This is a genomic window from Nostoc sp. (assembly GCF_036919575.1).
GTDB lineage: Bacteria > Cyanobacteriota > Cyanobacteriia > Cyanobacteriales > Nostocaceae > Nostoc.
The window spans coordinates 24,852-47,227 of record NZ_JBALBY010000104.1 but is presented as its reverse complement, the minus strand read 5'-3'; the positions used below and the strand labels follow the sequence as shown (position 1 = coordinate 47,227).

Annotated in this window: 17 protein-coding genes; 8 read left to right on the top strand and 9 right to left on the bottom strand. The window is 42.6% G+C overall.

Going from position 1 to position 22,376, the window contains the following annotated elements; genetic code table 11:
* Positions 1-110 precede the first annotated feature (110 nt).
* Both V7K27_RS26030 and V7K27_RS26025 read left to right on the top strand, forming a co-directional pair.
* Complete coding sequence (locus V7K27_RS26030) at positions 111-887, top strand: class I SAM-dependent methyltransferase (protein WP_334951139.1); 777 nt, start codon at positions 111-113, stop codon at positions 885-887.
* Positions 888-949: 62 nt separating this feature from the next.
* A complete protein-coding gene (locus V7K27_RS26025) occupies positions 950-1,498 on the top strand; it encodes a hypothetical protein (protein ID WP_334951138.1) in 549 nt (182 codons plus the stop codon).
* Positions 1,499-1,664: 166 nt separating this feature from the next.
* On the opposite strand, the gene V7K27_RS26020 is transcribed toward V7K27_RS26025, so the two are convergent.
* Complete coding sequence (locus tag V7K27_RS26020; RefSeq protein ID WP_334951136.1) at positions 1,665-2,822, bottom strand: extracellular solute-binding protein; 1,158 nt, start codon at positions 2,820-2,822, stop codon at positions 1,665-1,667.
* 541 nt (positions 2,823-3,363) lie between these two features.
* Here V7K27_RS26020 and V7K27_RS26015 point away from each other — a divergent pair.
* Positions 3,364-3,735, top strand: a complete 372-nt coding sequence (locus V7K27_RS26015) for a hypothetical protein (RefSeq protein ID WP_334951135.1) — start codon at positions 3,364-3,366, stop codon at positions 3,733-3,735.
* A gap of 211 nt (positions 3,736-3,946) precedes the next feature.
* Complete coding sequence (locus tag V7K27_RS26010) at positions 3,947-6,037, top strand: di-heme oxidoredictase family protein (protein ID WP_334951133.1); 2,091 nt, start codon at positions 3,947-3,949, stop codon at positions 6,035-6,037.
* Positions 6,038-6,447: 410 nt separating this feature from the next.
* Here V7K27_RS26010 and V7K27_RS26005 read toward each other — a convergent pair whose 3' ends face one another.
* The 4 genes from V7K27_RS26005 to V7K27_RS25990 form a co-directional block, all read right to left on the bottom strand.
* Entirely contained in the window at positions 6,448-7,023 is a 576-nt protein-coding gene (locus V7K27_RS26005) for a PEP-CTERM sorting domain-containing protein (protein WP_334951131.1), read from the bottom strand.
* A gap of 208 nt (positions 7,024-7,231) precedes the next feature.
* A complete protein-coding gene (locus tag V7K27_RS26000; RefSeq protein WP_334951190.1) occupies positions 7,232-8,446 on the bottom strand; it encodes a nicotinate-nucleotide--dimethylbenzimidazole phosphoribosyltransferase in 1,215 nt (404 codons plus the stop codon).
* Between the two features lie 182 nt (positions 8,447-8,628).
* The gene (locus V7K27_RS25995) at positions 8,629-9,369 is read right to left on the bottom strand and encodes a DUF2232 domain-containing protein (RefSeq protein ID WP_334951129.1); all 741 of its coding nucleotides are present in this window, start codon (positions 9,367-9,369) and stop codon (positions 8,629-8,631) included.
* 324 nt (positions 9,370-9,693) lie between these two features.
* Positions 9,694-10,395: a Crp/Fnr family transcriptional regulator gene (locus tag V7K27_RS25990; protein ID WP_334951127.1), complete on the bottom strand. Its 702-nt coding sequence runs from the start codon at positions 10,393-10,395 to the stop codon at positions 9,694-9,696.
* 1,117 nt (positions 10,396-11,512) lie between these two features.
* Here V7K27_RS25990 and V7K27_RS25985 point away from each other — a divergent pair.
* A complete protein-coding gene (locus tag V7K27_RS25985; protein ID WP_334951125.1) occupies positions 11,513-11,848 on the top strand; it encodes a DUF5132 domain-containing protein in 336 nt (111 codons plus the stop codon).
* A 298-nt stretch (positions 11,849-12,146) separates the two neighbouring features.
* Here V7K27_RS25985 and V7K27_RS25980 read toward each other — a convergent pair whose 3' ends face one another.
* Positions 12,147-12,341: a hypothetical protein gene (locus V7K27_RS25980; RefSeq protein WP_334951123.1), complete on the bottom strand. Its 195-nt coding sequence runs from the start codon at positions 12,339-12,341 to the stop codon at positions 12,147-12,149.
* A gap of 660 nt (positions 12,342-13,001) precedes the next feature.
* Between V7K27_RS25980 and V7K27_RS25975 the strand changes: the two genes are divergently transcribed.
* Positions 13,002-17,012, top strand: a complete 4,011-nt coding sequence (locus tag V7K27_RS25975) for a hypothetical protein (protein ID WP_334951122.1) — start codon at positions 13,002-13,004, stop codon at positions 17,010-17,012.
* Positions 17,013-17,384: 372 nt separating this feature from the next.
* Positions 17,385-18,038, top strand: a complete 654-nt coding sequence (locus tag V7K27_RS25970; protein ID WP_334951120.1) for a sugar transferase — start codon at positions 17,385-17,387, stop codon at positions 18,036-18,038.
* Between the two features lie 89 nt (positions 18,039-18,127).
* On the opposite strand, the gene V7K27_RS25965 is transcribed toward V7K27_RS25970, so the two are convergent.
* On the bottom strand, positions 18,128-18,964 hold the full coding sequence (locus V7K27_RS25965; RefSeq protein WP_334951119.1) for a carbohydrate ABC transporter permease: 837 nt from the start codon (positions 18,962-18,964) through the stop codon (positions 18,128-18,130).
* 160 nt (positions 18,965-19,124) lie between these two features.
* On the opposite strand from V7K27_RS25965, the gene V7K27_RS25960 reads away from it, so the two are divergent.
* Positions 19,125-20,234: a 2OG-Fe(II) oxygenase gene (locus tag V7K27_RS25960; RefSeq protein ID WP_334951118.1), complete on the top strand. Its 1,110-nt coding sequence runs from the start codon at positions 19,125-19,127 to the stop codon at positions 20,232-20,234.
* A gap of 179 nt (positions 20,235-20,413) precedes the next feature.
* Here V7K27_RS25960 and V7K27_RS25955 read toward each other — a convergent pair whose 3' ends face one another.
* Both V7K27_RS25955 and V7K27_RS25950 read right to left on the bottom strand, forming a co-directional pair.
* Entirely contained in the window at positions 20,414-21,493 is a 1,080-nt protein-coding gene (locus V7K27_RS25955) for a catalase family protein (protein WP_334951117.1), read from the bottom strand.
* A gap of 260 nt (positions 21,494-21,753) precedes the next feature.
* A complete protein-coding gene (locus V7K27_RS25950; RefSeq protein ID WP_334951116.1) occupies positions 21,754-22,329 on the bottom strand; it encodes a 5-formyltetrahydrofolate cyclo-ligase in 576 nt (191 codons plus the stop codon).
* Between the last annotated feature and the right edge of the window lie 47 nt (positions 22,330-22,376).

The following is a 22,376-nucleotide window of genomic DNA, read 5'->3' as shown; positions in this document are numbered from 1 at the left end:
CGTTTGTATAGCCGCGACTTCCAGTCGCTAGGGCTTGGTGCAAGATAATGAGTCAACCCAAGGCACATGCTTGATTATCGGAAAATCAACACTCTGTAATTTAACCAGTTATGAACAATCTTTCAATACCTAATAATTATTGGGATACTTCCCTTTACGAAGATAAACACGCCTTTGTTTGGCAGTATGGTGAGGATTTACTAAAATTCCTCAATCCTCAGCCAGGAGAATCGATTTTGGATCTTGGTTGTGGTACTGGGCAACTCACAGAAAAAATTGCCCAAGCTGGGGCTGAAGTAATGGGAGTTGATCATGCATCCACGATGATCGAAAAGGCCAGACAAAACTATCCCCATATCCGCTTTGATGTTGCTGATGCTACGAACTTTCAAGTAGACAAGCTATTGGATGCTGTGTTTTCCAACGCTGTACTACATTGGGTGAAAGAAGCAGATAGTGCGATCGCCTCCATACATCAATCACTAAAACCAGGGGGACGTTTTGTGGGAGAATTTGGTGGTAAAGGGAATGTAGAGGCGATCGTCACAGCTTTAGAAAGCGCCTTAGAAGCATTTAATATTTCTGCACAAACCCTAAATCCTTGGTATTTTCCTAGCATTGGTGAGTACGCCACCCTACTAGAACAGCAAGGCTTTGATGTCATTTATGCCATCCTGTTTACTCGTCCAACTCCTTTGGCAGAGGGAGAAGCAGGTATGGCAAACTGGATTCAGATGTTCGCCAGCAGTTTTTTAGCAGAGCTTTCTGGTGAGCAACAAACACAAGTAATTCGCGCCGTAAAGGAGCAACTTAAACCAACACTGTATCAACAAGGAACTTGGACAGCAGACTATCGAAGAATTCGCATAGTTGCCATTAAACCTTAAATTATGCGAGTTTTGACTTGTGCCTTAATTACGAATTACGAATTACGAATTACGAATTAGTTATGCATATACCTAAATTGTGCGATCGCTGCGGCGGGCTGCGCCAACGCCAGATATCATTTTCATTACTACTAACCATTTGCCTCACCACTTTAGTCGTCCCCCCCTCACTAGCGCAACCCGGCCCAATACCGTTGCCTTCTAGTGCGCCTCTAGAACTAGACTTATTAACCAAGCCAAAAAACTATGTAATCACAGCTAACACCATAAACCCAGAACGATTAACCGTTCCCAGTTTATGGTGGGCACAGCAAAACTCTGAGAAAAAGCTATTGGATAATTGGATAGCATATCCAGCTTCTGACAAAGAACCTGCACGAGTAGACTTAATCGTGAATCAGCAAATTTGGAGCTTACTAGAGTATGTAGAGCGCTACGACTTCGTAAATCGCTTGGGTAGTGCTGCACGGAACTTTGGTTACAACGTCCGGGTATTTAATTATCAAAAAGAACCCTTGGCAACCTACACTTGCAACTTTAATACAAGTCCAGCTTTATGCAATATCCAAACGACTGTTAAGAATAAGATAGGGTTACTGCGTTCTTTGTAGGGAGTGGGGAGTGGGGAGTGGGGAGATGAGGGAGATGAGGGAGATGAGGGGGATGAGGGGGATGAGGGAGAGTAAGAATTTTAGATTTTAGATTTTGGATTAAAGAATTGAAATTTAATCCAAAATCGCCAATCCAAAATCCAAAATTGAATTGCCCAATGCCTAATTAAACTTTAATTTTGGCGAATAAAGACTCGTATTGTTTTATTGTTGATGGGGGTAAGGGAAGCAAAAATTCGCTTTTATCGAAAACTTCGCTATCGCTTTGCAAAAGACTCCGTAATGATTCTTGGATATCGGAAGCAGCAATATTTGTAGAAATTGGCGAATTACTTTTAGTCAGCACTGAAATTTGTTTAGCTGTGCTTGGTTGCCAACAAAAATCAATCCATTGATCTGATAAAGTACCCTTAGTAACACCTGCGGGACGTACCCACAAGTCTGCCCAGATTGCTGTTCCTGACTGGGGGATAACTGCGGCAAGTTGCGGATAACGTCCCAGAACTGGCAGTACATCGCTTGACCAACCAACCGCTAGCCAAGTGTCTTCCATAATTAGAGGTTCCAAGTAGTTATTGGAACTGTAGAACTTCACCTGTTGATTTAATGTCTGTAATTCCTTTTCCAAGTCTGGTACTTGGTCAAGATTGTCTGTATTATAAGATTTTCCTAGCTTCTTTAAGACCAGACCAATAACTTCTCGTGGTTGATTGAGTAGGGAAATGCGCTGCTGCACTCCATCTCGCCACAAATCACTCCAATCTTTGGGTGTCCATCCCAATTTTCGCAACTTGTCACGGTTATAAACAATCACTGTGCTACCCCAACGGTAAGGCGCACCCCACACCTTCCCTTGAGCATCCAAGTTACCTTCGTCGTTGCGCGTTACCAGTTGTTTCCACCTTTGCTCTAAAGCAGACCACTGCTTTAATTGGTTTCCCTCAACCTCTTGGAGTGGTTGAATCAATTTCTGCTCAATAGCCGCTTTTAGCCAGTAATCTCCCAATGTCACTAGGTCTGCGTCAGCCGTTTTTTGATCTTGCCTAAAAGGTATAAAGCGACTCCATCCCTGCTCATCAGTGGCTTTTGGTTTCTGCTGCCAATTTTGTAATTGCTGAAATAAATCCTGTATTTGCTCAACTGGAGCAAACTTTAACTGCACCTGTTGCTGCAAACTTTTGTGAAACTGATTAACTACCTGACCAGGTATAGAACCTTTTAATAACTGTACTTTTAGTTGCGTCTGGTTGTTTCCACCACAGCCAAAAAGCAGTTGTGAAAGTGCCAGTGTACTTGTACTTAGCAAAAAAGACCGTCGATCCATTGATTTTGGATTTGAGATTTTTAATTATACCTAATATTAAGCAGAGATTCACCAGAGACTGACTAACTGAAAAAGTCAAGTTGGAAAATTATCGGTATTTTTTCTTGGTAATATCGATAAATTTGAATATTTGACTCAAATTAGCGATTTTTTCGGCAAATCACTACCTAAAGATTAATTTTTCTCCATAAATTTCCTTAGTGGTACTTATACTTTACTTATAAACCTCATCTAAGTTGAGAACCGTAGTTTTTGCCCTCACCCTAAATCCCTCTCCCAAATATGGGAGCTATGGTGTACACACAAGTCATCGAATTACCCAAAACCTCAAAGAGTCCTGACGGACATCCCTCTCCTTACTAAGGAGAGGGACAGGTTTTGCGTAGCATAACCAGGGTGAGGTTTCTTTGGGCTATTCGATAAAATGATTTAAATGTCACATTTCCACCAAAAATTATCAATACTTAAATAATCCCTAAGTATAATTAAGCTTGCGAGTAAATTGAATAACATAAAGAAAATGTATGGATGAGGGTATTAAATGGAGCTATTACAGCAGCAAATCCTGACTTTAAGCGAAAAACTGGATGCCCTGTGCCAAGTAATTGAGCAGCTTGATGCTAAAGTCACTCAAGCTTTCTCAGAGTGTTCTTTAGCGAATACACAAGCAAAGGATAATTATCAGGAAAATGGCGCGGCTGGGGGCTACCAGTTCAAAGGACGTAGCAGTTTAAATCCAGAAATGGCACACAAGGATGTATTGACAGATGGCATTTATCTAGATATGCATCGTCAAGGTGGAGATCATATAACACCAGAAATTCAAATACAACGACTGACAGCGCAATTAACAGCAGCATACAATCGCATTGCTGCTTTAGAAGAACAATTACTTAGAGAGAGAATTCATTAAATTTAACCTGAGTTGAATGAATTAAAAAATGGCTGGAGGTAGGAAAGGCAAACCTTTAGGTTCAATGTGGAGCGATCGCTTTATGGGCAGATATATAAGTATAAGCAACTAATTCAGCCATCAAATTGATAAAAAACTTAAACACGCTATTACATATATTTACGTAAGAGTGTGATATATCTACCTATAGGCTTTTAGTCATTACCTCACTATGAAACAAAAAAACAACAACCCTAAGACTGGTGTCTTTAGGGTTTTGTATCGTTCAAAAACCAAGATTTTCTTATTAATCTGCGTTTTTATCATTAGTGTTTTTGGCATCTTGTTATCAAATTGGTTGATGACAAGCCAGACAGCTTTCGCAAAAATTGACTTTTTGCAACCTGCTCCGACTCAACCGCTAGGCTATTACGACTATTTCGGCAAACTGCTGAGTCCTCAAGAAGCATCACAACTGGTTGTAAATAAGGGACTCAATCCTAATAACCCCATTTCCTATCAACGGGTAGGAGCAGTTAAAATTACTCAGGAATTAATCGCGCAAGGCGAAAATATATTCCTCAACCGTAAGATTGGCGACACGTTTGGTTTGCAAGGAGTATTTGGTTTAGGACAAGGCTTCAATGTTATATCAGATGAAATAGGTGCAGCGATCGCTAATTTGCACGGGCGATCAACGACAAACCTAAAAATTACCCTCCAGAAGAATTTAACTATAGGTAGTCGAACTTTTCCCAAAGGGACTGTTATTCCTACAGGTTTAAAAATTCAAAAGGGACAGAGTGTTGCAATAGGAAGCGCACCTAACGGCGACATTACCTGTGCGATCTGTCATGCAAGCCTTTCTAGTGATGGTAAAACTCTTTCAGGAGTACCTAATGGTGAACTTGCTGTCTTCCTTTTCGTTGCCTTATCACCAAATTCAGCCGCAGGGTTTGCGCGGTTAAACTTCAATCCCCTAGATCCACAATACAAAGGCAATGGGAAAATTATTCTAGACAGTAAAGGTAATAAAGTAGAATTACCTGATCCTGAAAAGTTTGAAAAAGCTTTCGACGATGCAGTATTGGATGTGCCTTTTGGTAATTCTGAGAATTCATCAGATAGTATCAACGATACTACTCAAATTCCCAGTATGTTCACATTTAAGAATCATCCTTATTTCCTTGATGGACAGTTTGCTGTAGGTCCGTTTGCAGGACTCAGCGCTGTCAGCAATGGTGTTCATTCTTCAGAAAACAATCTGTTAGCAGCTGCTCAACTCAGTCCAGAAACCCTTGGCATTGACCCAGAGGTTTATATTGGTACATTTCTGCAAAACGCTGCCGTTAAGAGCCTACGTTTACCGGAAGGAGTGATAGTAAAACCCTCAGAGTGGCTACGGAAGATCGCACCAAATCCTACACAAGCAGAATTAGAAGCCCAAATTCCTGCCCCTGGCACAGGAACTTACCCAAACCTACGACCTAGTTTGTTTACTTACAACGGTTTGGTTTTCAGCCCAAATACTGGAAACCCCAGTGATATTGCTAGTGGTACTTTCCTATTTGCAGACAACGCCATGTCTGCTTTCCAAAATAGCTTAGTACCACCTGCTAACCAGACTTCGGACAACTGGCAAGCTTTGAACAGCAATTCTGTTAAGCGTGGCGCAAAAATATTTGAGAAAGCCAATTGTGCAACTTGCCATATTCCACCATTCTTCACTGACAACAAAATTCATCCAATTAATGAAATTCATACTAACCCAGCCCGTGCCCAGTCTCGCTTGGCGCTGAGTAAGTTGTTAGTACCACCCAAGCTATACACTTTTAACACTCCAGTTCCCATACCTGCGAATGCTGAAGTGCTGGATTTACCAACGCAGGGTATCTCCGATACTCCCACAACTCTACCCAAAGGAATATTGCCAAAAGGTGGTTATAAAACTACTTCCTTGCGTGGTCTTTATGTAAGCGCACCATATTTGCATGATGGTGGTGCAGCAGTACGGGCAGGAAGCCTGAAAGTTGACTCAAATGGTAGTTTCACAGTTGTTAACAAGAGTGGCTTAGGGCTTTCTGGCACTCTAAGCCAAGGTATACCCGCCGATGCAGCTAGCAGCTTGCGTGCCTTGGTTGATCGTGATCTTCGTGCCTTAGTTGTGAAAGCCAACAAAGCTAACCCTAGTTTAGTGCGTAGTAACCTTGATGGCACAGGTCATTACTTCTACGTAGATAGACAGGCTGGGTTTAATTCCAACCAGCAAACAGACCTGATTAATTTCTTGCTGGCACTTGATGACAATCCTGGAAGTTTTTAATTTTAGCTACAGCTAATATTTTATGTTAATACCAAGTCGTCTAGTGATATATCATGAAGGCGACTTGGTATTACTTTAAGTAAGAATATTACAGATAAATACCTTTATGGGGTTTGAAACTGTTCAATAATTTATGGCTACAAAGCCGATAGAGACTTAAACGCGGCTCAAAACATTGACCGATGGTTTGAGAATATTTTTATTCCTGAACGGTCAGAAACGGTAAGCAGCGCGGTCTTGGAGTCTCCCCAAGTAGAGCGACTGCTCTCCCTTTGGGTAAGCTCTACCGAGATTGCCTGCGGAGCGGAGAAACCTCTTAGAAGTCATTCTAAGACCGCGATGAAACAGGAAGTTAAGACCAAAACTACAAATGTCCAGTTGAGTCTAGACTTGGGTAGTTTTGGGTAAGTTTAACCGAGCGGCTTCTTCTGAAAAGCTACTGCTTGCCTTCGCTTTGTCCACCAGCCAAAACCAAGAGCAAGCAATGAGCCACTTACTGTGTAGGGTTCGGGAACAGGACGTGGTATGACACTAAAACTGCCAAAATCTACATCGCTTGAAAGCTCTGAATAACCTTCATTGAAACTACTGTAGAAGAGGTTAACCTTCCCATTTCCGTCTTCTCCGCTTCCAGAAACCAGGTAAGAAAAACCGTTCTGGGTTAACAGGGGCGTACTCGCATTTAAGAGATTATCACTGATTCCGTATGTACCTGGTGAGAGCAACCCGATGATTGTCTCAGAGATTCCTTGGGCTTTCCTTGTGCCACTGATTCCTGTGATTGTGTAATTGTTTTTTATGGGATCTAGATCGGTAGTAGTAAGGATGCCGCTAGCGGAAATCGGTGTACCATTTGCCTGATAACTGGGAAAAGAATACTGAAAATCAAATAACTGTACAGCTTGTGCCGCAGAAGATGCACCGACACCAGTGATACTTATAACAGCACTAGCGGTAGCAATACCAAGCTTTTCGACTATTTTCATCAGATAATTCTCCTGAAAAACAAGAAGGTAAACAAAGTTGCATAATTCAAATTGCTAGAAAGAAGCGCTATAGCTTATTAACTGTTGATTTGCCTAAGTACGGCTTTGGTAAAATTGTACCGAATTGAGGGTTAAAATTTAAACCCATAACTCTACGCGCCTTCCCGCAGGGTAGGAGCGCAGAGTTATGCAGAGAATTCGCTACAAATCAATGAGATGCTGTACTTAGCCGTTCAAGTTGGGCTTCAATGGCTGCCAAAAGTTGGTGTTGCTGCCAATCTTGGCTAAGATGGGCGGCTATGCAAGCTGCTCCAGCACCAATACCTTCTTTCACAAAGCCCTGCTCGTAAGCTCTCAGTTGGGGATAACGAGAATCAGCAAAGCTCAGATGAGTTGCTAATAGGGGAGGGGTTCTTCCACTCTGAGTTAAGCTGCCTTTTCCTAAGCTGAGGGCTAAGTCAACTGTAGCCCCAGTGGGGTCTTCTGCCACCCATCGGGTTGTGCCTACAACTACTGCTTCTGGTCCCCATGATAAAGTGTAAGCTTCAGCGATCGCACTGATCAGCGCATAAACCGCCAGCATTTGCGTCCCACCAGCTAGCATTACACCACAACTACGACTAGCTGCGATCGCCATCCCAGCTACCACCACTTGCATGGGATCGCCCACGGCGGCGACGAGTTGTAGAGGATCTACGGAATTTTGGATTTTGGGTCGCACCTTTGGTGCGCTTTCAGCGCAACTTGGATTTTGGAAGTTTATCTCCTCCTGCTCCCTGTTTACCCTCATCTTCTCCAGCCCAACTTGCACTAGTGTCCACTTTTGCGCGTGGTTACAAATAGGGTGACTACTGTTAACTTTTCCGGCAGCTTCTATACCTAAACCAGTTAAGATTGCCAGGGCAGTTGTAGTGCCTCCAACGACGCACTCACCGACAATCAGATACCCCTGTTGGATATTAGCAGCAAGGCGTTCTCCCCAAAGTAGCCCTTGTTCAAACAAGTGGTGTACCGTTGTGATTTCCATAGCAGCACCTCCACTTAAACACTTAGCAGGAGCGCCACCCAAATCAATTACTGGCACAGCCGGAGACTGGGGTAAACCAGCATTAAACAAATGAACTGGGATCTTTAATGATTCAAAGACAGCGCGAGAAATCAGCACAGGCGAAGCCCCAGCCGCTAATGGTGGTAAGGGATATTGGGCTTTATGTTCTGCCCCGTAATACAAAAACTCGGCATCGGCACAAGCAGTATATTTCCGATCCTCTGGAGTGCGACCAGCTGCTGAAATCCCTGGAATTAAACCAGTTTCAGTAAATCCTAAAACACAGGCAAATACGGGTAGACAGCCACGATACCGTCGTAGCCATTCTTCACCCTGTTCTTTTTGAGTATAAATACGGATTTGGGCATTGGGCATTGGGAATTGGGCATGGGGCATGGGGCATGGGGCATTGGGCATTGGGCATGGGGCATTGGGCATTGGTGATTAGTTAGGACTCATCATTTAACCAAAAACTAATGACAAATGACAAATGACAAATGACAAATGACAAATGACAAATGACAAATGACAAATGACAAATGACAAATGACAAATGACTATCCTTCATAATCCATGAGGACTTGCACCCAGCGTGGTGGACGGGGAATAGGGTTGCCCAGACGGTCAAAAAGCAACCATGCTGCCAGATGTACCACAAAAAGGTAGATAAAGTTGTTGAGTACAATTAGAGCGATCGCTCCCACTTGAATCAAAAACACACTGGGACTCGCCAATAAACTCAGCTTCAAAAATACCCACTCAATGAACTCAGTCACCTGGGTAATCACATAAATCCATAGGTCTTCACCCGACAAAACAGACAGCAACCACAGCCGAAAAAAGACTCCCAAAGTACCCAACAGCGTACCCAAGGTGATAGAAACAATCCAGGGAAGACGACGACGATACCACGTCGCCCCCAAAAGTACGCCCATAAACCCGTAGGGCATGACAAACAGCAAACTGCGGGCTGGTCCCATCAGTACCGTCAGCAGTAACCCGGAGGTGAGCGCTGCCATCCATGCAGCCCGTTTGCCCCAACGCAGATAAACTAGAGCGATCGGCACCGGAAAAAATATCCGCAAAACTGGACCCAAGGGAAAGTAGAAATTAATAAACCAAATTAAGCTAGCGGTACTGGCTAAAAATGCCGTTTCCACCATCCTCAAAGGCGCATCAGCCTTAAGTTGAGGAGGCATTAACTGCTGTTCTTTGTCTAACCAATGATTCTGGGGAGTTGGAGATTCAATCGATGGATCTTCCTCCGGCTCATCTGGTAGAGAATCTAAAATACTCATATCTAATAATTTATAAGAAGAATTCAGAACTCAGGAGCGGAGCCGGAGCAGGGCGAAAGCGAGGCGTCAGAATTCAGTATGAATTGGAGTCCGAGTGGGTGATGAATATTGGTTAAAACCAAGCCGAATTGCGATGCCCTGAGCTTTGTCGAACGCGAGTGCGTCTCCAAGAGTTGGGTGGGCGAAAAAAATTCAAATATTCTCGCCTTAAAACTCTATCCCTTTATGGGTAGAGTATTCACAATTGGTGAATTCTGAATTCTGAATTCTGAATTCTGACTCCTGTTTTATTAACTGATTGCCGTAAGTCCCCCGCTTGATACTTCACACTATCATTCTTTCCAATGCTGACAAATCGGGAATACAAAGACTGTCTTGCTCCCGTCTAATCAAGCCTTTTTTTTCTAGCCTTGTCAACACTCGTGTCACCGTTTCCCGCGCCAGTCCGCTCAAACTGCTCAATTCCCGATGAGGTAAATTGGGGATTTCGGTTCCTGTTTGCCCTTTTTTTCCCTGTCCTTCTGCCAAAAATAGCAACGTATCTGCCACCCTTGACTGACTATCAGATTCCCGCAACCGCAATCGGCGATTTACTTGCCGCAAACGTCGTGCCATTAGTTGCGCCAATCGAACTCCCGCTAAGGGTTCTATCTGAAGCAACTTGACAAAATCTTGAGCAGGCATACTGCCAATTACCGTCGGGGCTAAGGTAATCACATCTGTGGATCGAGGTACTTCGTCTAGTGCGGCCATTTCACCAAACAATTCGCCTTTACCAAGAATATTCAGCGTTACCTCTTTTCCTTCCAGATTGTAGGTGCGAATTTTTACCCATCCGTCCAAAATAAAATAGACAGAACCGCCCCAGTCATTTTCCAGCAGAATCACCTGATTGGCTGGGTGAGTGCGGGTGACAAGATGGATCAAGGCTGATTCCACAGCACTTTCTGGCAACCCTTGAAAAAAGGGAGCCGAGGTGATCATCCAGGGATTAGCCTGTGCTTGCAAGCTATATCGGTCTTCCATTACGACATTTTATTTAAGCTGCTATATACACACAACAAACAAGAGCGCCATTTTCAGCCTAAGCTATCATTGCACAGCTCCCTTTCAAAGGGAAAACTAAACTATGCTACATAAAAAAGCAATAAGAGTGTTTTTCTAAACAATCTTTACCTATCTATAAATTTAAACAGGGTAAAAGTGGCAGCAATCCAGGGCAAGCGCATCTTGTCAATAAGAAAGCCCTAATATCAATAAAAAACTCCATCCCCTTGTGGGTGGAGTTTTTGGGCATGGGGAAGAAGTTACCTGTTTGGCCCATGCCCTATGCCCCAAGGGTTGGGGGGAGCAACCTCGACCACCCACGTTCGCGGAGCGTCCCGAAGGGAGGGGATGGAGTTTCCCGCCGCTTTCAATAAAGACCCAAATAATCGCATTAAGCCCTACTTATTGATAATATACTAGACATCGCTTTTAGCCTCTAGAAATAAACCGAACCATAAATTCCTGTTCTCTCCTTAATACATCAAATGTATTTTTTGTCAATCCCATTTGAGATGCGCTTACCCTGGGTAGCAATGCGATTTTGTGAGATTGGGGAGGCTGGGGAAATTTTTGATTTTACCAGACAAAACAAATGGGTGTATTCCTTATCCAGTAATGTTTTTTACTTATTTAGCCAGAAATTCGCTTATTTGGGTAATTAAGATATGCATAAAAATAACTTCCTCACTTAATACCATTTCACGCAGCCAATTTATTATTTTTAGTATCCAGCTTTTAAATTGATCTAGCTTATGGTATAGCAACGAGCATTGTACATAATTCCGATAAAGATATAGTATTTTTATGAAAAACGTTAATTTTTATGCCGTGAGCAAAGTATAATTACTCAGGAAATTTGTTCATATACACCCAGAGGAAAACAACAATGGAACTGGAAGCTTTATTACTTGGATTAGAACCGAATGGCACTAAGTTATGATACAGCCCTTACCCTGAATGGTTCCCAGCCTCTAGGCTGGGAAACCACTCTGGGAGGCTCCGCCTCCTGTTTCTTGACCAGAGGCAGAGCCTCTGGGAATACATTCCCAGTCTTGAGACTGGGAACGAGGTTACACAAGCCTTTGGGCTTTTCTTAGTGCCATTCGGATTAGAACCAATAACCGCACTTGCAGTAGGGGTAGGAGCAGTTATTCTTGCACCTGTTGTTACTTCTATAGGTTCAGCGTTAGGTAAAGATTCTAATTTGAATGAATCTTTATTAGAAAGTACAAGAGAAGTCACAAAGAAAGGAATAGTATGGAGTTTTGAAGTTTTAGAAAGCGCCCAAACAATTTTTTCAGAAGCAGAAGAATCATTCCGCGATTTGCTTGCAGATGCTAAGACTGAGCATTTGCAGAAAAAGGATCATACTGAGAACTCTGAAAGAACACAGGCGCATGAAGTCGAGATAGTCGAAGAAGTAAATAACTGAGAACATCGGTTTTTTGAATAATATTAGGCTCTTAATTCGGAAAAGTTTTATCCTGAATTAAGAGCCAAAGTTTTAGCGTGTTGATTTTGAACACCTGTTTGTAATTGTATCAATAAGGTCTTAAATGAATTGCAAGGTATTCATGCTATTAAAACAAGTGCGAATACCTCGCAAAATGTAGCATAGAAACACCTGAATCAAAGCTGTTAGATGGTAGCAAGGCACGAAAAGATGGTCAGTATAACGCAGGGGAAAGTTCCATTAATCTATGAAGAATTGGATAAACTGGGTTGCAAAGTTATTCACAGTAACGAGCGACGGTTACGCATCTACCTTCCAAGATTAGCTGTTGATACAGAATATGCACAGACGCTATTAAAAATGGTATTCCAGGCACCAAGGGGAGAATTAAACCTACAACACCAATTACTAAGCTAACTGTTCCTACAGTGATAAACACAGCTTTTTTGATTCCATTCAACACGTCGCTCATAATTTCGCTCTTTGACTCGATGTTTTCAGGATTATTCTACAATAATTGCTCTGTTGATTAAATAGTTTATAAGAAGAATTCAGAACTCAGGAGCGGAGCCGGAGACAAACGACAAGCTCCGGTCAGAATTCAGAATTGAATTCTGTACGAGTGGATGATAGCGTAGCGGTAGCGAGTCCGCGAGCGTCTGAATATTGCTTAAAACCTCGCCCGAAGTCAAGCGAAAACAATTAAAATCTTCTCGCCTTAAAACTCTATCCCTTTATGGGTAGAGTATTCACAATTGGTGAATTCTGTATTCTGACTCCTGTTTTATAGCCTGCTGAAGTATTGGTTAGGGGCTAGCTGCACTGCAAACTTGATTACTTCAGAATATAGGCAAAAACTACTGATTATACTCAAGCTAGTAAATTATTGCTCAGATATTTTAGCGATTTTGAGGAATCAAGCTAAGGTTATTAAACAAATGCTGACTGAAGATTGCCACGACTCCCAGTAATCCATAACATAATGACAGTCACAAGTCCAAGTAGCGGCTTTTGCCACTCAAAATTTCTCATCTGGTTGAGGCTGTGCGTAGCTTGCTTCCCGATATGGGTACGGTGATTGTAAAGTAATTGTGATATTAGTTGACATACATTTATAGGTAAGGTAATAAAAGTGACTTCCAGTGCAGATGAAATTCAAAGGCTGATCGCAGACATTGACAACTTACTTGCCAACGGTGGCAAGCGCCTGTCTAAATTTCTGTCTGGTCAGGCGCAAGAGCCTAAAGAAGTTCTAGAACGAATTCGTGATTTCTTGGTGAGGTTACAAGAAAAAGAAGCGTTAGAGAGGGGCATCCCAAATCAGTCTTCTGAAGAACCGCGATCGCCCTACAGCCCTTCGGGCATCCTACGGCAGGCGTTGGCTCCGCCATCGCCTTTGTTAACAAAATTAGTTGATCAAGGTCATAACCAGTATCCACTACCGCAGCTCGAACCCAGTCAGGAACAGAGTGCTGTTGAAGCCGGACAATTAAAAAGTGAATTTTCGAGATTGATTGGGCCATTGCGATCGGAATTAGAAGGACTATTGCAAGAGCGAGCCACTCTCATACAGGAAATTCGGCAGCTAGAGCAAAGGCGATTGCAAAACTACTCCTTAGCGCAGCAGTTGACAAACCAGGATCAGATAATTACCGAGTTTTTACAGGTACTGATGAGTCGTCTTGTGCCAACTTTAACGCCACTGGTAGGACAGACGGGGGAAAATTCCGCCAGTTCTTCAGGAGTAACGAATCACGGAACCTCTGCAACTCAACCTTTTTTAGAATCATCAGAGGGTGGGGAGCGGTTAACCCAGCTGTCCAGGGAGTTGGATCAACGCCTATTATCACTAGATGGGACGGTGAATGTAGTCTTTGAGGCACTACAGCGCAACATTAATACTTATTACGAATCCCTGTCGCAAGCGATCGCAAGAATGCATAGCAAGGGGATGCAAGGCGAACAGCTGATGGCCAGCTTTCTCAACAATTTGACTCAGAATTTGCAGCAACAATCCCCTAGTTCTCAGTCATCTTTCCTGGGGGTAGAATCGGAGACACTACCTTCATTGGCTGACCCGGTGGCGATCGCAGCTGAAGTTACGCCCCAGCCGTTGGAGTTTATACAGCCAGAAACTTCATCTTCACTGACAATTAATTCTGAGCCACAGGAGACTACCCTCACGGAGGATTTAGATGCAGCGCTGTTGCAGCTGGGTTTACACTCGTCTCAATCTTCTGAAACCCCGACCGAATTAGCGCAAGATATTTCTGCGTTAATTGGTGATGAAGTAGACCAACTTTACGCCAGTTTGTTTGGTACTGATGATGTTAATAATTCAAGCCTCGATGTTGACTTATCTGCTTTTATAGCCTCCCCATCACCGTTAAACATTGCTGAGGGCGCACCTGTGCCTCCAGCCCTGGATATGGGTCTTTCAACCCAAGAAACTTTAGCAGAAACCACAGATTCATCATCCGAACCACAGGAAGAATTATTTTTTGAAGAGGATACTGACCTAGACTCCCTTCTTAGCAACTCTGTGCCACCAACAGAAAGTTTGGCTGTGGAACTCGACACTCAGCCAGTTAGTGTTGATACAATTAATACCCTAACTGAGCTATTACCTGATACGGGTAGTGAGCAGGAACTCCTGGAAGTATTATTCTCTGTGGAGGATGCCACAACTACAGCCCCAGTTACTCCAGAAGTAGCAGAAATTGCCACCGCCACATCGGAAATATTAATTAACGATGATCAGCCAGAACCGTCTTCAGATAACTACATTACTGCTTCATCCCAGGAAAACTTGCTTTCTGTTGAGTCAAACCAGTCTCCAGCCGTACCTGATATTTCTTTAGATGAAGAACAGTTGCAGCAATTAGATCGGGATTTGGCTAATTTTGATCGGCAGCTAAATTCTGAGTTGCAGCCAGATACTAACTTGGATATTTACCCGGAAGTGATTGGTAACACTCAAGACGCGATCGCCACAACTTCCCCTGAGCCGCAAACAGAAAATCTCCAAATAGCAGAAAATACCTCAACTGCTGCTTTCTCAAGTTTGGCAGTTCCCCTGGTAGAAACTGAAAAAAATGAAGTCACAACTCCTGTTCAAGAAGGTTCTTTACCTGCAATTTTCAACTCCATAAATAATCCAGAAGTTTCGCTCAATGTTCTCGAATCAGTCTGGTATTTAGGAATTGATTTAGGTACAACAGGAATTTCTGCCACATTATTAAATCGCTCGACTTTTGTTGTACATCCTATCTACTGGTCAGCAGAAAATCCGCCGGGAACGACTTCCTTCCAGCAATCGTTTCGTTTACCAACAGAGGTTTATCTGCCTACAGCTTCTATACCCCAAGGTGAAAACGAAAGTATCGAAGCACATGAGCAGACAGCACCTGCGGCTGTTGCCCAAGATAAAGTGCCCGATCGCTCGGCTACCACTCCTGCAACACCGATATCAACAGCAGAACCGATCAGAAATAATCTCTACTCGGCGCAGTTGAAGCCCTATTTACAAGTAGCCATTCCCTACAAAAGTGAACAGCAAAAATGGGAACCTGTTTTGCAATTAAATGAATTTTCGGCAGGCCCTTTGATTTGGGTGGTGCGATCGCTATCTAAGCTACTATTAACCCTGAAATCTGATCATACTAGTACCACCCCTAGTTTAATGGCTGCTGCTGTTGGGATCAGCGAACAAAATTTTCCGCAGATTATCAATAATATTGCTGGTGTAATTTGTACCTGTCCATCTAGCTGGTCGGAACAATACCGCTTCAACGTGCGGGAAGCTTTACTCACTAGCAAACTGATCCAACATCCGCAACAAGTCTTTTTTGTGGAAGAAGCGATCGCTAGTCTACTCCCAGAACTGGATGGTGCTAACGGTGAGCAAGTAAAATTAAGCGATAGTCAAGGTTCTCATTCGGCAAAAACTAGCGAACATCCCATTCTTGGCAACACTCTTGTAATTAACATTGGGACAACTGCCACAGAAATGTTGCTGGTCGATGTACCAGAAAGCTTGTTGCAATTGACATACAATGATTTCATGCTCCACAGTTTTGCCTATGCTGGCAAGGGAATTGAACAAGATATAATTTGCCAGCTGCTTTTGCCACCTAAATCTCGGCAATCACGCCCAGAAACACCAAGCGATAGCAAAACTATTACCACTAATCCTTGGCAATGGCAACCCTCAATTCCGGGTTTAGATCAAATGCGTTGGCAGAGTTTAGGGTTGGAAGAATTAGAATTACCCAGAGTCGGAGAACCAGATATCATCGCTCGGATTCGCCTTCAGCAGCGTCTAGAAAGTTCTCTACTAGGACAGGCGGTATTAGATGCGGCACTAGCCCTAAAGCTGATTTTGCAACACCAAGACTCTTTTACCCTGGAATTGGCCGATCAGCAGTGGATTTTGCAGCGACGAGACTTAGAAAGTCAGGTATTTATCCCCTTTGTGCGCCGCTTAAACCGAGAACTTAACAAATTATTGGTAGCTCGTGGTATCCCTACAGAAGCAATTAATCAAGCTATCCTGACTGGTGGGGTGGCTTGTATCGGGACGGTGAACCGATGGCTACGGCAAAAACTCCCCAGCGCTAAGATTATTCAAGATTTATATCTCGGCGAAAACGGCGCTCCGAATTGCAGTCGCGTTGCTTATGGTTTGGCGATGCTGCCTCTACATCCCCAGATTTTAGATATACCCAGGCAACAATACACTGATTATTTCCTATTTACAGAATTGCTGCGGCTACTACCAGATCGACCCTTATCTTTCGGTGAAGTTATCCAGTTATTTGAGGGTCGTGGGATCAATACTCGCACTTGTCAGCAACGGCTGCTGGCTTTTTTGTCAGGTGAATTGCCTTCCGGTTTGATACCTTCAGTTACAGACTCAGCGTGGCTTACCCAGAGTTCGCAAGAAAATCCCGACTATCAGGCGATCGCTACAGCACCACTTTTTGAAAAACAGGGAAGTCTCACTTATCGTCCGAATTACCAACAACTGTTGTCTTTGCGTCGCTATTTAGATGCGATCAAGGCTAGTAATCAGCAATCGCTGGAGGAACCATATACGGTGAATTTCGTTTTAGAGGTTCATCAAGGTGCAACGCATTTATAAGCCAGGGATGTAGCCGGGTTTACGGTCGCTCTCGTCTGGCATCCCCATGCCCAAACGACGTATACGCCGATTTTACGTCGGCAACATCCTCATCTGGCTCTCTACTCTAATAATTGTAATTTTTTGGATGTGTACGAATAAGACTATATTTTTTATCTGATGGAAAAATAATGCTAAAAATACTGTAGATTTATAATTTCCCATGTTAATTGAAAGATTCTGTAAACTTTGGGTTTTCGGTTTTTATATTGTTGAAAATTTGTGTATGTTAACACTCAGTAGGAGTGACAAAACACGTAAAAATCGCCTAAAAATGATGTCCATGTCTACACTACTGATGCAAAAAATCCTGTTGTAGATAAGTTAGCCCTTGTGAATAATTTTTATCTTTATTCAGTTAATTGTTCGGAACACCTTTCACACCCGTCAACTTTAAGCGCCAGAAAACGATTAATTGACATTGTTGGAGCTATTGTGGGGCTGATTATTACACTTATAGTAGCAATCCCCGTAGCAATTGTTACCTTTATACATGATCCAAATACAATACTTTATTCCCAAATTCGCTGTGGTTTGAACGGAAAAACTTTTCGGATGTGGAAATTCCGTTCGATGGTCGTCGATGCCGATAAACTCAAGCATTTGGTTGAAAACCAGGCCAAAGGTCACATTTTTAAATCTGTTGACGATCCTCGCATTACTTCTGTGGGTAAATTTTTGCGGCGTACTAGCTTGGACGAGTTACCCCAATTTTGGAATGTTTTGTTAGGGGACATGAGTTTAGTTGGTACTCGCCCACCGACTCTTGATGAAGTTAGCCATTACGATCTACACCACTGGGATAGATTGCGAGTCAAACCAGGCATGACTGGAGAATGGCAGGCTAATGGACGTTCTAGCATTACAGACTTTGAAACTATTGTCAAGATGGATATAGATTATCAAAACAAGTGGTCTGTAACTTATGATCTGAGTCTGATTATTAAAACTATCTGGGTAGTATTGAAAAAGACTGGTGCTTATTGAATTTGTCATTAGTCATTTGTCATTTGTCATTGGTTATTTCTCCCCCTACCTCCCCTGCTCCCTCATCTCCCTCATCCCCACTTTCTTGTTCACCCCTTGACGCCGCTACCTGTTTCTGTGGGTACAATGTAACGTTGTACAAATAAAAATAGTAATAATACTGGCGCGATCGCAATCACTGAACCAGCAGCTACCAACCGCCAGTCAAGAGAAAATGTCCCTGCTAGCTTTGCGACTCCCAAGGGAAGAGTGTATAAATTTTCGTCTTGGATGATAATTAAAGGCCATAAAAAGTCACTCCAAGCACCAATGAATACAAAAATCGCTAAAGTTACCAGTGCTGGGCGAACTGCTGGTAACATTATATGCCACCACAAACCTAACTCCGAGCTGCCATCCATCCGGGCGGCTTCTTCTATTTCTTTGGGGACACTCATGAAAGCTTGACGCAACAGAAAAATACCAAAGGCAGAAGCTAAACTCGGAAAAATCATCCCTAAATAACTATTTGTCAAACCCAACTGGACTGTCAAAATATACAGGGGAATCATCACGATTTGGAAGGGAATCATAATCGTAGAGACGATCGCTACAAAAATCCAGTCTCGCCCCACAAATGATAATCTTGCCAACGGGTACGCAGCTAAAGCGCAAAACAGCAGATTTAAGCCCACAGTCAGCACTGACACCAAAGTACTGTTATACAGGTATTGTCCAAAAGGTAAAGAGTTCCACACACTAGAGAAGTTATTTAGTGTTGGTTGAGTGGGCAATAACTGTGGCGGCGACTGAAAAATATTTTCCGTAGGCGATTTTAAGGATGTACTAATTAGCCATAGTAATGGGAAGAGCATCACCAGTGCGATCGCTCCCAACAATACATACATTAGCAGACTTTGCGATCGTGATTTTTTCCAATTCAGCATTTGATTAATAAGGGAAATTGTCTTTTCTGAAAAATTTTTGCACAGTAACCACAAAAATCAGCAAAACGATCGCAAATTTTATTTTATAATTTAAGATGATGTAAACATTCACGCTAATTGCTGCGATCGCATAAATATAAAATAAATAATTTGATATCTTATGCTACCTCTTACTGTTGGCGACCCGATTCCCTGGTTCATTCTTCCCTCAACTTCAAATCCAGCCTTTCACTTTAATTCGGTTGGCGGATACCGTAGTATTTTGTTTTTTTTCGGAAGTTCTAAAAATAACTATATTCAGAAGATTATTGATGAGTTATCTCATCGACAGCAGCAGTTAGCTGCATATAAAGTGCCATTTTTTGGTGTGAGTATAGACCCAGACGACACTTTCCTGGAACAGTTAATACAGAATAAAACTTATTTCAAATTTCTTTGGGATTTTGAACGAAAAGTCAGTTTCCAATATGGGGTTTGTCAACCAAGTGATCAGGTAGGCAAGGAGCTGCAATACAGACCAACAATCTTTATTTTGGATGAAAATTTACGAGTTATAAAGGTTTTGCCAATCTTAGCTACTACTCAACCTTGGGAGCAAGTATTTGAGTTTATCAATAGCTTACCTGCAATCTCACAAAATATTCCAGCAGCCAGACAAGCACCTGTTTTATTTATACCCAATGTGCTGAATCAAAGCTTTTGTCAACATTTAATTGAGTTGTACGAAGCAGATGGTGGTCAGGATTCTGGCTTCATGCGACAAATAGATGGCAAAACAATCGGAGTCTATGACTATGAATTTAAAAAACGCCGAGATTATTTAATTTCTAATCCTCAACTATTAAACCAAATCAATGAAATGATCGTGCGACGGGTTAAGCCAGAAATTGAGAAGGTGTTCCAGTTTAGCATTACTCGCTTTGAACGCTACCTGGTATCCCGTTACGAAGCAGCTGATAAAAGCTTCTTTAATCGTCATCGTGATAATACTACCAACGGTACGGCGCACCGACGATTTGCTATGTCGCTGAATCTCAATACTGGTGCTTACGAAGGTGGAGAATTACGATTTCCAGAGTATGGACTCCAGCTTTACAGTCCCAATGTGGGAGAAGCGGTGATTTTTTCTTGCTCTCTACTGCACGAAGCTACTACTGTCACAAGTGGACGGCGTTTTGTTCTCCTGTCGTTCTTTTACAATGATCAAGATGCTCGGTTACGGGAGGAAAATAGCAAGTACGTTATACTCGATAATACTGATGGTGATTAGAAGTAAAAAAATTTGTACGTTTGTACGTTAATGTAGAAACGTAAAATTTTACGTCTCTACAATAGTTTTGGTTGCAAAACTTATAACTTTGATACATCAAATCAGCAAAGCAAAAAATCGGATCTAATCAAGTAGGCTGATAGCCGATCATCCTACAGTTTGAAGCTAATTCACAGTGGTTAATCTTCAACCGCTTCATAAGGTTGTGGTTCCCGCAAGCGTTGGGCAATTTGTTCTCGCCGATATTTTGCAAGTTCGCTGTAAAGCCTCTTGCGAGAAAGATTCACACTTCCAACAGGCTCATGCTCTAACAGTGTATGCCAAGGAGAAAACAATATGCCCTCATCTAAACGTTTGCGTTCTTCAAAGTCAAATTTCTGACTGGGAATGCGGACAGTTGCAACTTTAATAAACGGTGAATCTGCTTCTTGCCATTCCTGAATATGGTCTTCAATCGGCGTTTTCTCATCATCTACATAAAACTGAATCAGGAAGTCAAAAGACGCTTCTCGACCTTCTTCAGTCAAATATTTGACCAGCGTTTCTCGGAGGTAATTTTCTGATTCTGGAAGTGTTTCTGGTGGTTGTTCAGGTTGTTGAGATTTGAGAGACAATTTTACAATTCGACTACCAAACTTAAACGGAGCCTGACTCCAATATTGAATCAAAAGCGGATTTCCTACCTTCTGGCTGCCAATTTTTTGCAAGATAGCAAAGGCGTAACCAAGTTCCTCCAGCCGTTCTGGGGTAAGTTCTCCACTACCTGCTTTGGAGAGATCGGCGTAATCACGAACGTCTTTGGTCAAGAAAATAGGATAATTGTTGAGTATAAAATCTTGAGTTTTTTCTTCATCATCCAGCACTTTTTGCCCGTCCACATTCATCACCTTGATGGCGATACCGCGAACATCAGGCTGGCTATCGGAGCGGAATTTACCACGTTTTTCAGGCGAACCACCACTTGAGAACCGAATCCACGCAGGATAGGTTTGAGGCGTTTTGAACAAACCTACTTTCAGGTCTTCAGGAAGATTGGGTTCAATAATAAACTCTCCCCAAAGGAGTCCATGACTTTTGCTATGAATTTGGCGGAGGTCTGGGCCTGTTTTTTGTTGAGCTTGGAGACTACCTGCGATAATCTCGTCGATTATTGCTTCCTGTTCAGTGGTAGATGACGTTGGATTAGTCTTGACATCCTCTCCGCCGTAGAACGGCGAAGATTCCCAAACCTCACGATTTAGGTTTCTGCTTCTTCCCATTTCTGGGGTTTCGCAACTGCCTCTACCCTCAAGGAGTTTTTCGGTCTTATGTTCGCTCCACAGAGTTTAGGCTTATGCCTTCCCGCAAGAGAAGAGCGGTATTCAAGAAAAATGTTTGTGTTTTGGACTTGGTTATCGTCCCAACTTCTTAAATATACAACATTACACCAACAATATAAAGCCGTCGTACAACGACGGGGTTTTAAACCCATTTCTCTGATAAACATTTGATGATGTTGTCCTTCATCATCCTGAATCCTTCAGCCTTTCGGAGTCAATCCGGTTTCCGTACAAATAGCTTGTAGTGGTTTATCCCAAGATTCAATCGGTATTTGCGACAAATAGGCAAAATCAAAGACAATTCCGATAGTCGGCTTTGTCTGCCACTGCGGTAAACTGAGCAAGCGATCGTAATATCCGCCGCCATAACCCAAACGATATCCTTGATAGTCGCAAGCTACACTGGGGACGAGAATCAAATCTACTTCGCCCGGATCTAAGATTGGAGCGTCGGGGTGTGGTTCAATAATCCCATAAGCGCCACTTTGGACAGAATCTTCAGGTGCCCAAATATGCCAATATAGGGATTTATCAACGCAGCGAGGAAATCCCCAACGGTATTTGGTGTCTGCAAATAGTGGACTGAGGTCAGGTTCTTGACGAAAGCTGAAATAAGCAAGTATTGTTTTTGCTTGGGTAAACAAAGTAGAGTTTTGTAAATTAGAGCATAAGCGATCGCTTTTTTCTCTCCACTCTCCAACGGACATTGATTGACGTGTTTTAAGTAAAGTGCGGCGTAGTTCTGCTTTATTTAATTGATGATAGGACTTACGCATTGACAGGAAAGACCAAATATGTGTAGTTGGAAAAACTATATCTGTTG

Bases quoted from the DNA above. Each gene is read 5' to 3' on its own strand.
- V7K27_RS26030 (WP_334951139.1), top strand. From the start codon at position 111: ATGAACAATCTTTCAATACCTAATAATTATTGGGATACTTCCCTTTAC.
- V7K27_RS26025 (WP_334951138.1), top strand. From the start codon at position 950: ATGCATATACCTAAATTGTGCGATCGCTGCGGCGGGCTGCGCCAACGC.
- V7K27_RS26020 (WP_334951136.1), bottom strand. From the start codon at position 2,822: ATGGATCGACGGTCTTTTTTGCTAAGTACAAGTACACTGGCACTTTCA.
- V7K27_RS26015 (WP_334951135.1), top strand. From the start codon at position 3,364: ATGGAGCTATTACAGCAGCAAATCCTGACTTTAAGCGAAAAACTGGAT.
- V7K27_RS26010 (WP_334951133.1), top strand. From the start codon at position 3,947: ATGAAACAAAAAAACAACAACCCTAAGACTGGTGTCTTTAGGGTTTTG.
- V7K27_RS26005 (WP_334951131.1), bottom strand. From the start codon at position 7,023: ATGAAAATAGTCGAAAAGCTTGGTATTGCTACCGCTAGTGCTGTTATA.
- V7K27_RS26000 (WP_334951190.1), bottom strand. From the start codon at position 8,446: ATGCCCAATGCCCAAATCCGTATTTATACTCAAAAAGAACAGGGTGAA.
- V7K27_RS25995 (WP_334951129.1), bottom strand. From the start codon at position 9,369: ATGAGTATTTTAGATTCTCTACCAGATGAGCCGGAGGAAGATCCATCG.
- V7K27_RS25990 (WP_334951127.1), bottom strand. From the start codon at position 10,395: ATGGAAGACCGATATAGCTTGCAAGCACAGGCTAATCCCTGGATGATC.
- V7K27_RS25980 (WP_334951123.1), bottom strand. From the start codon at position 12,341: ATGAGCGACGTGTTGAATGGAATCAAAAAAGCTGTGTTTATCACTGTA.
- V7K27_RS25965 (WP_334951119.1), bottom strand. From the start codon at position 18,964: ATGCTGAATTGGAAAAAATCACGATCGCAAAGTCTGCTAATGTATGTA.
- V7K27_RS25960 (WP_334951118.1), top strand. From the start codon at position 19,125: ATGCTACCTCTTACTGTTGGCGACCCGATTCCCTGGTTCATTCTTCCC.
- V7K27_RS25955 (WP_334951117.1), bottom strand. From the start codon at position 21,493: ATGGGAAGAAGCAGAAACCTAAATCGTGAGGTTTGGGAATCTTCGCCG.
- V7K27_RS25950 (WP_334951116.1), bottom strand. From the start codon at position 22,329: ATGCGTAAGTCCTATCATCAATTAAATAAAGCAGAACTACGCCGCACT.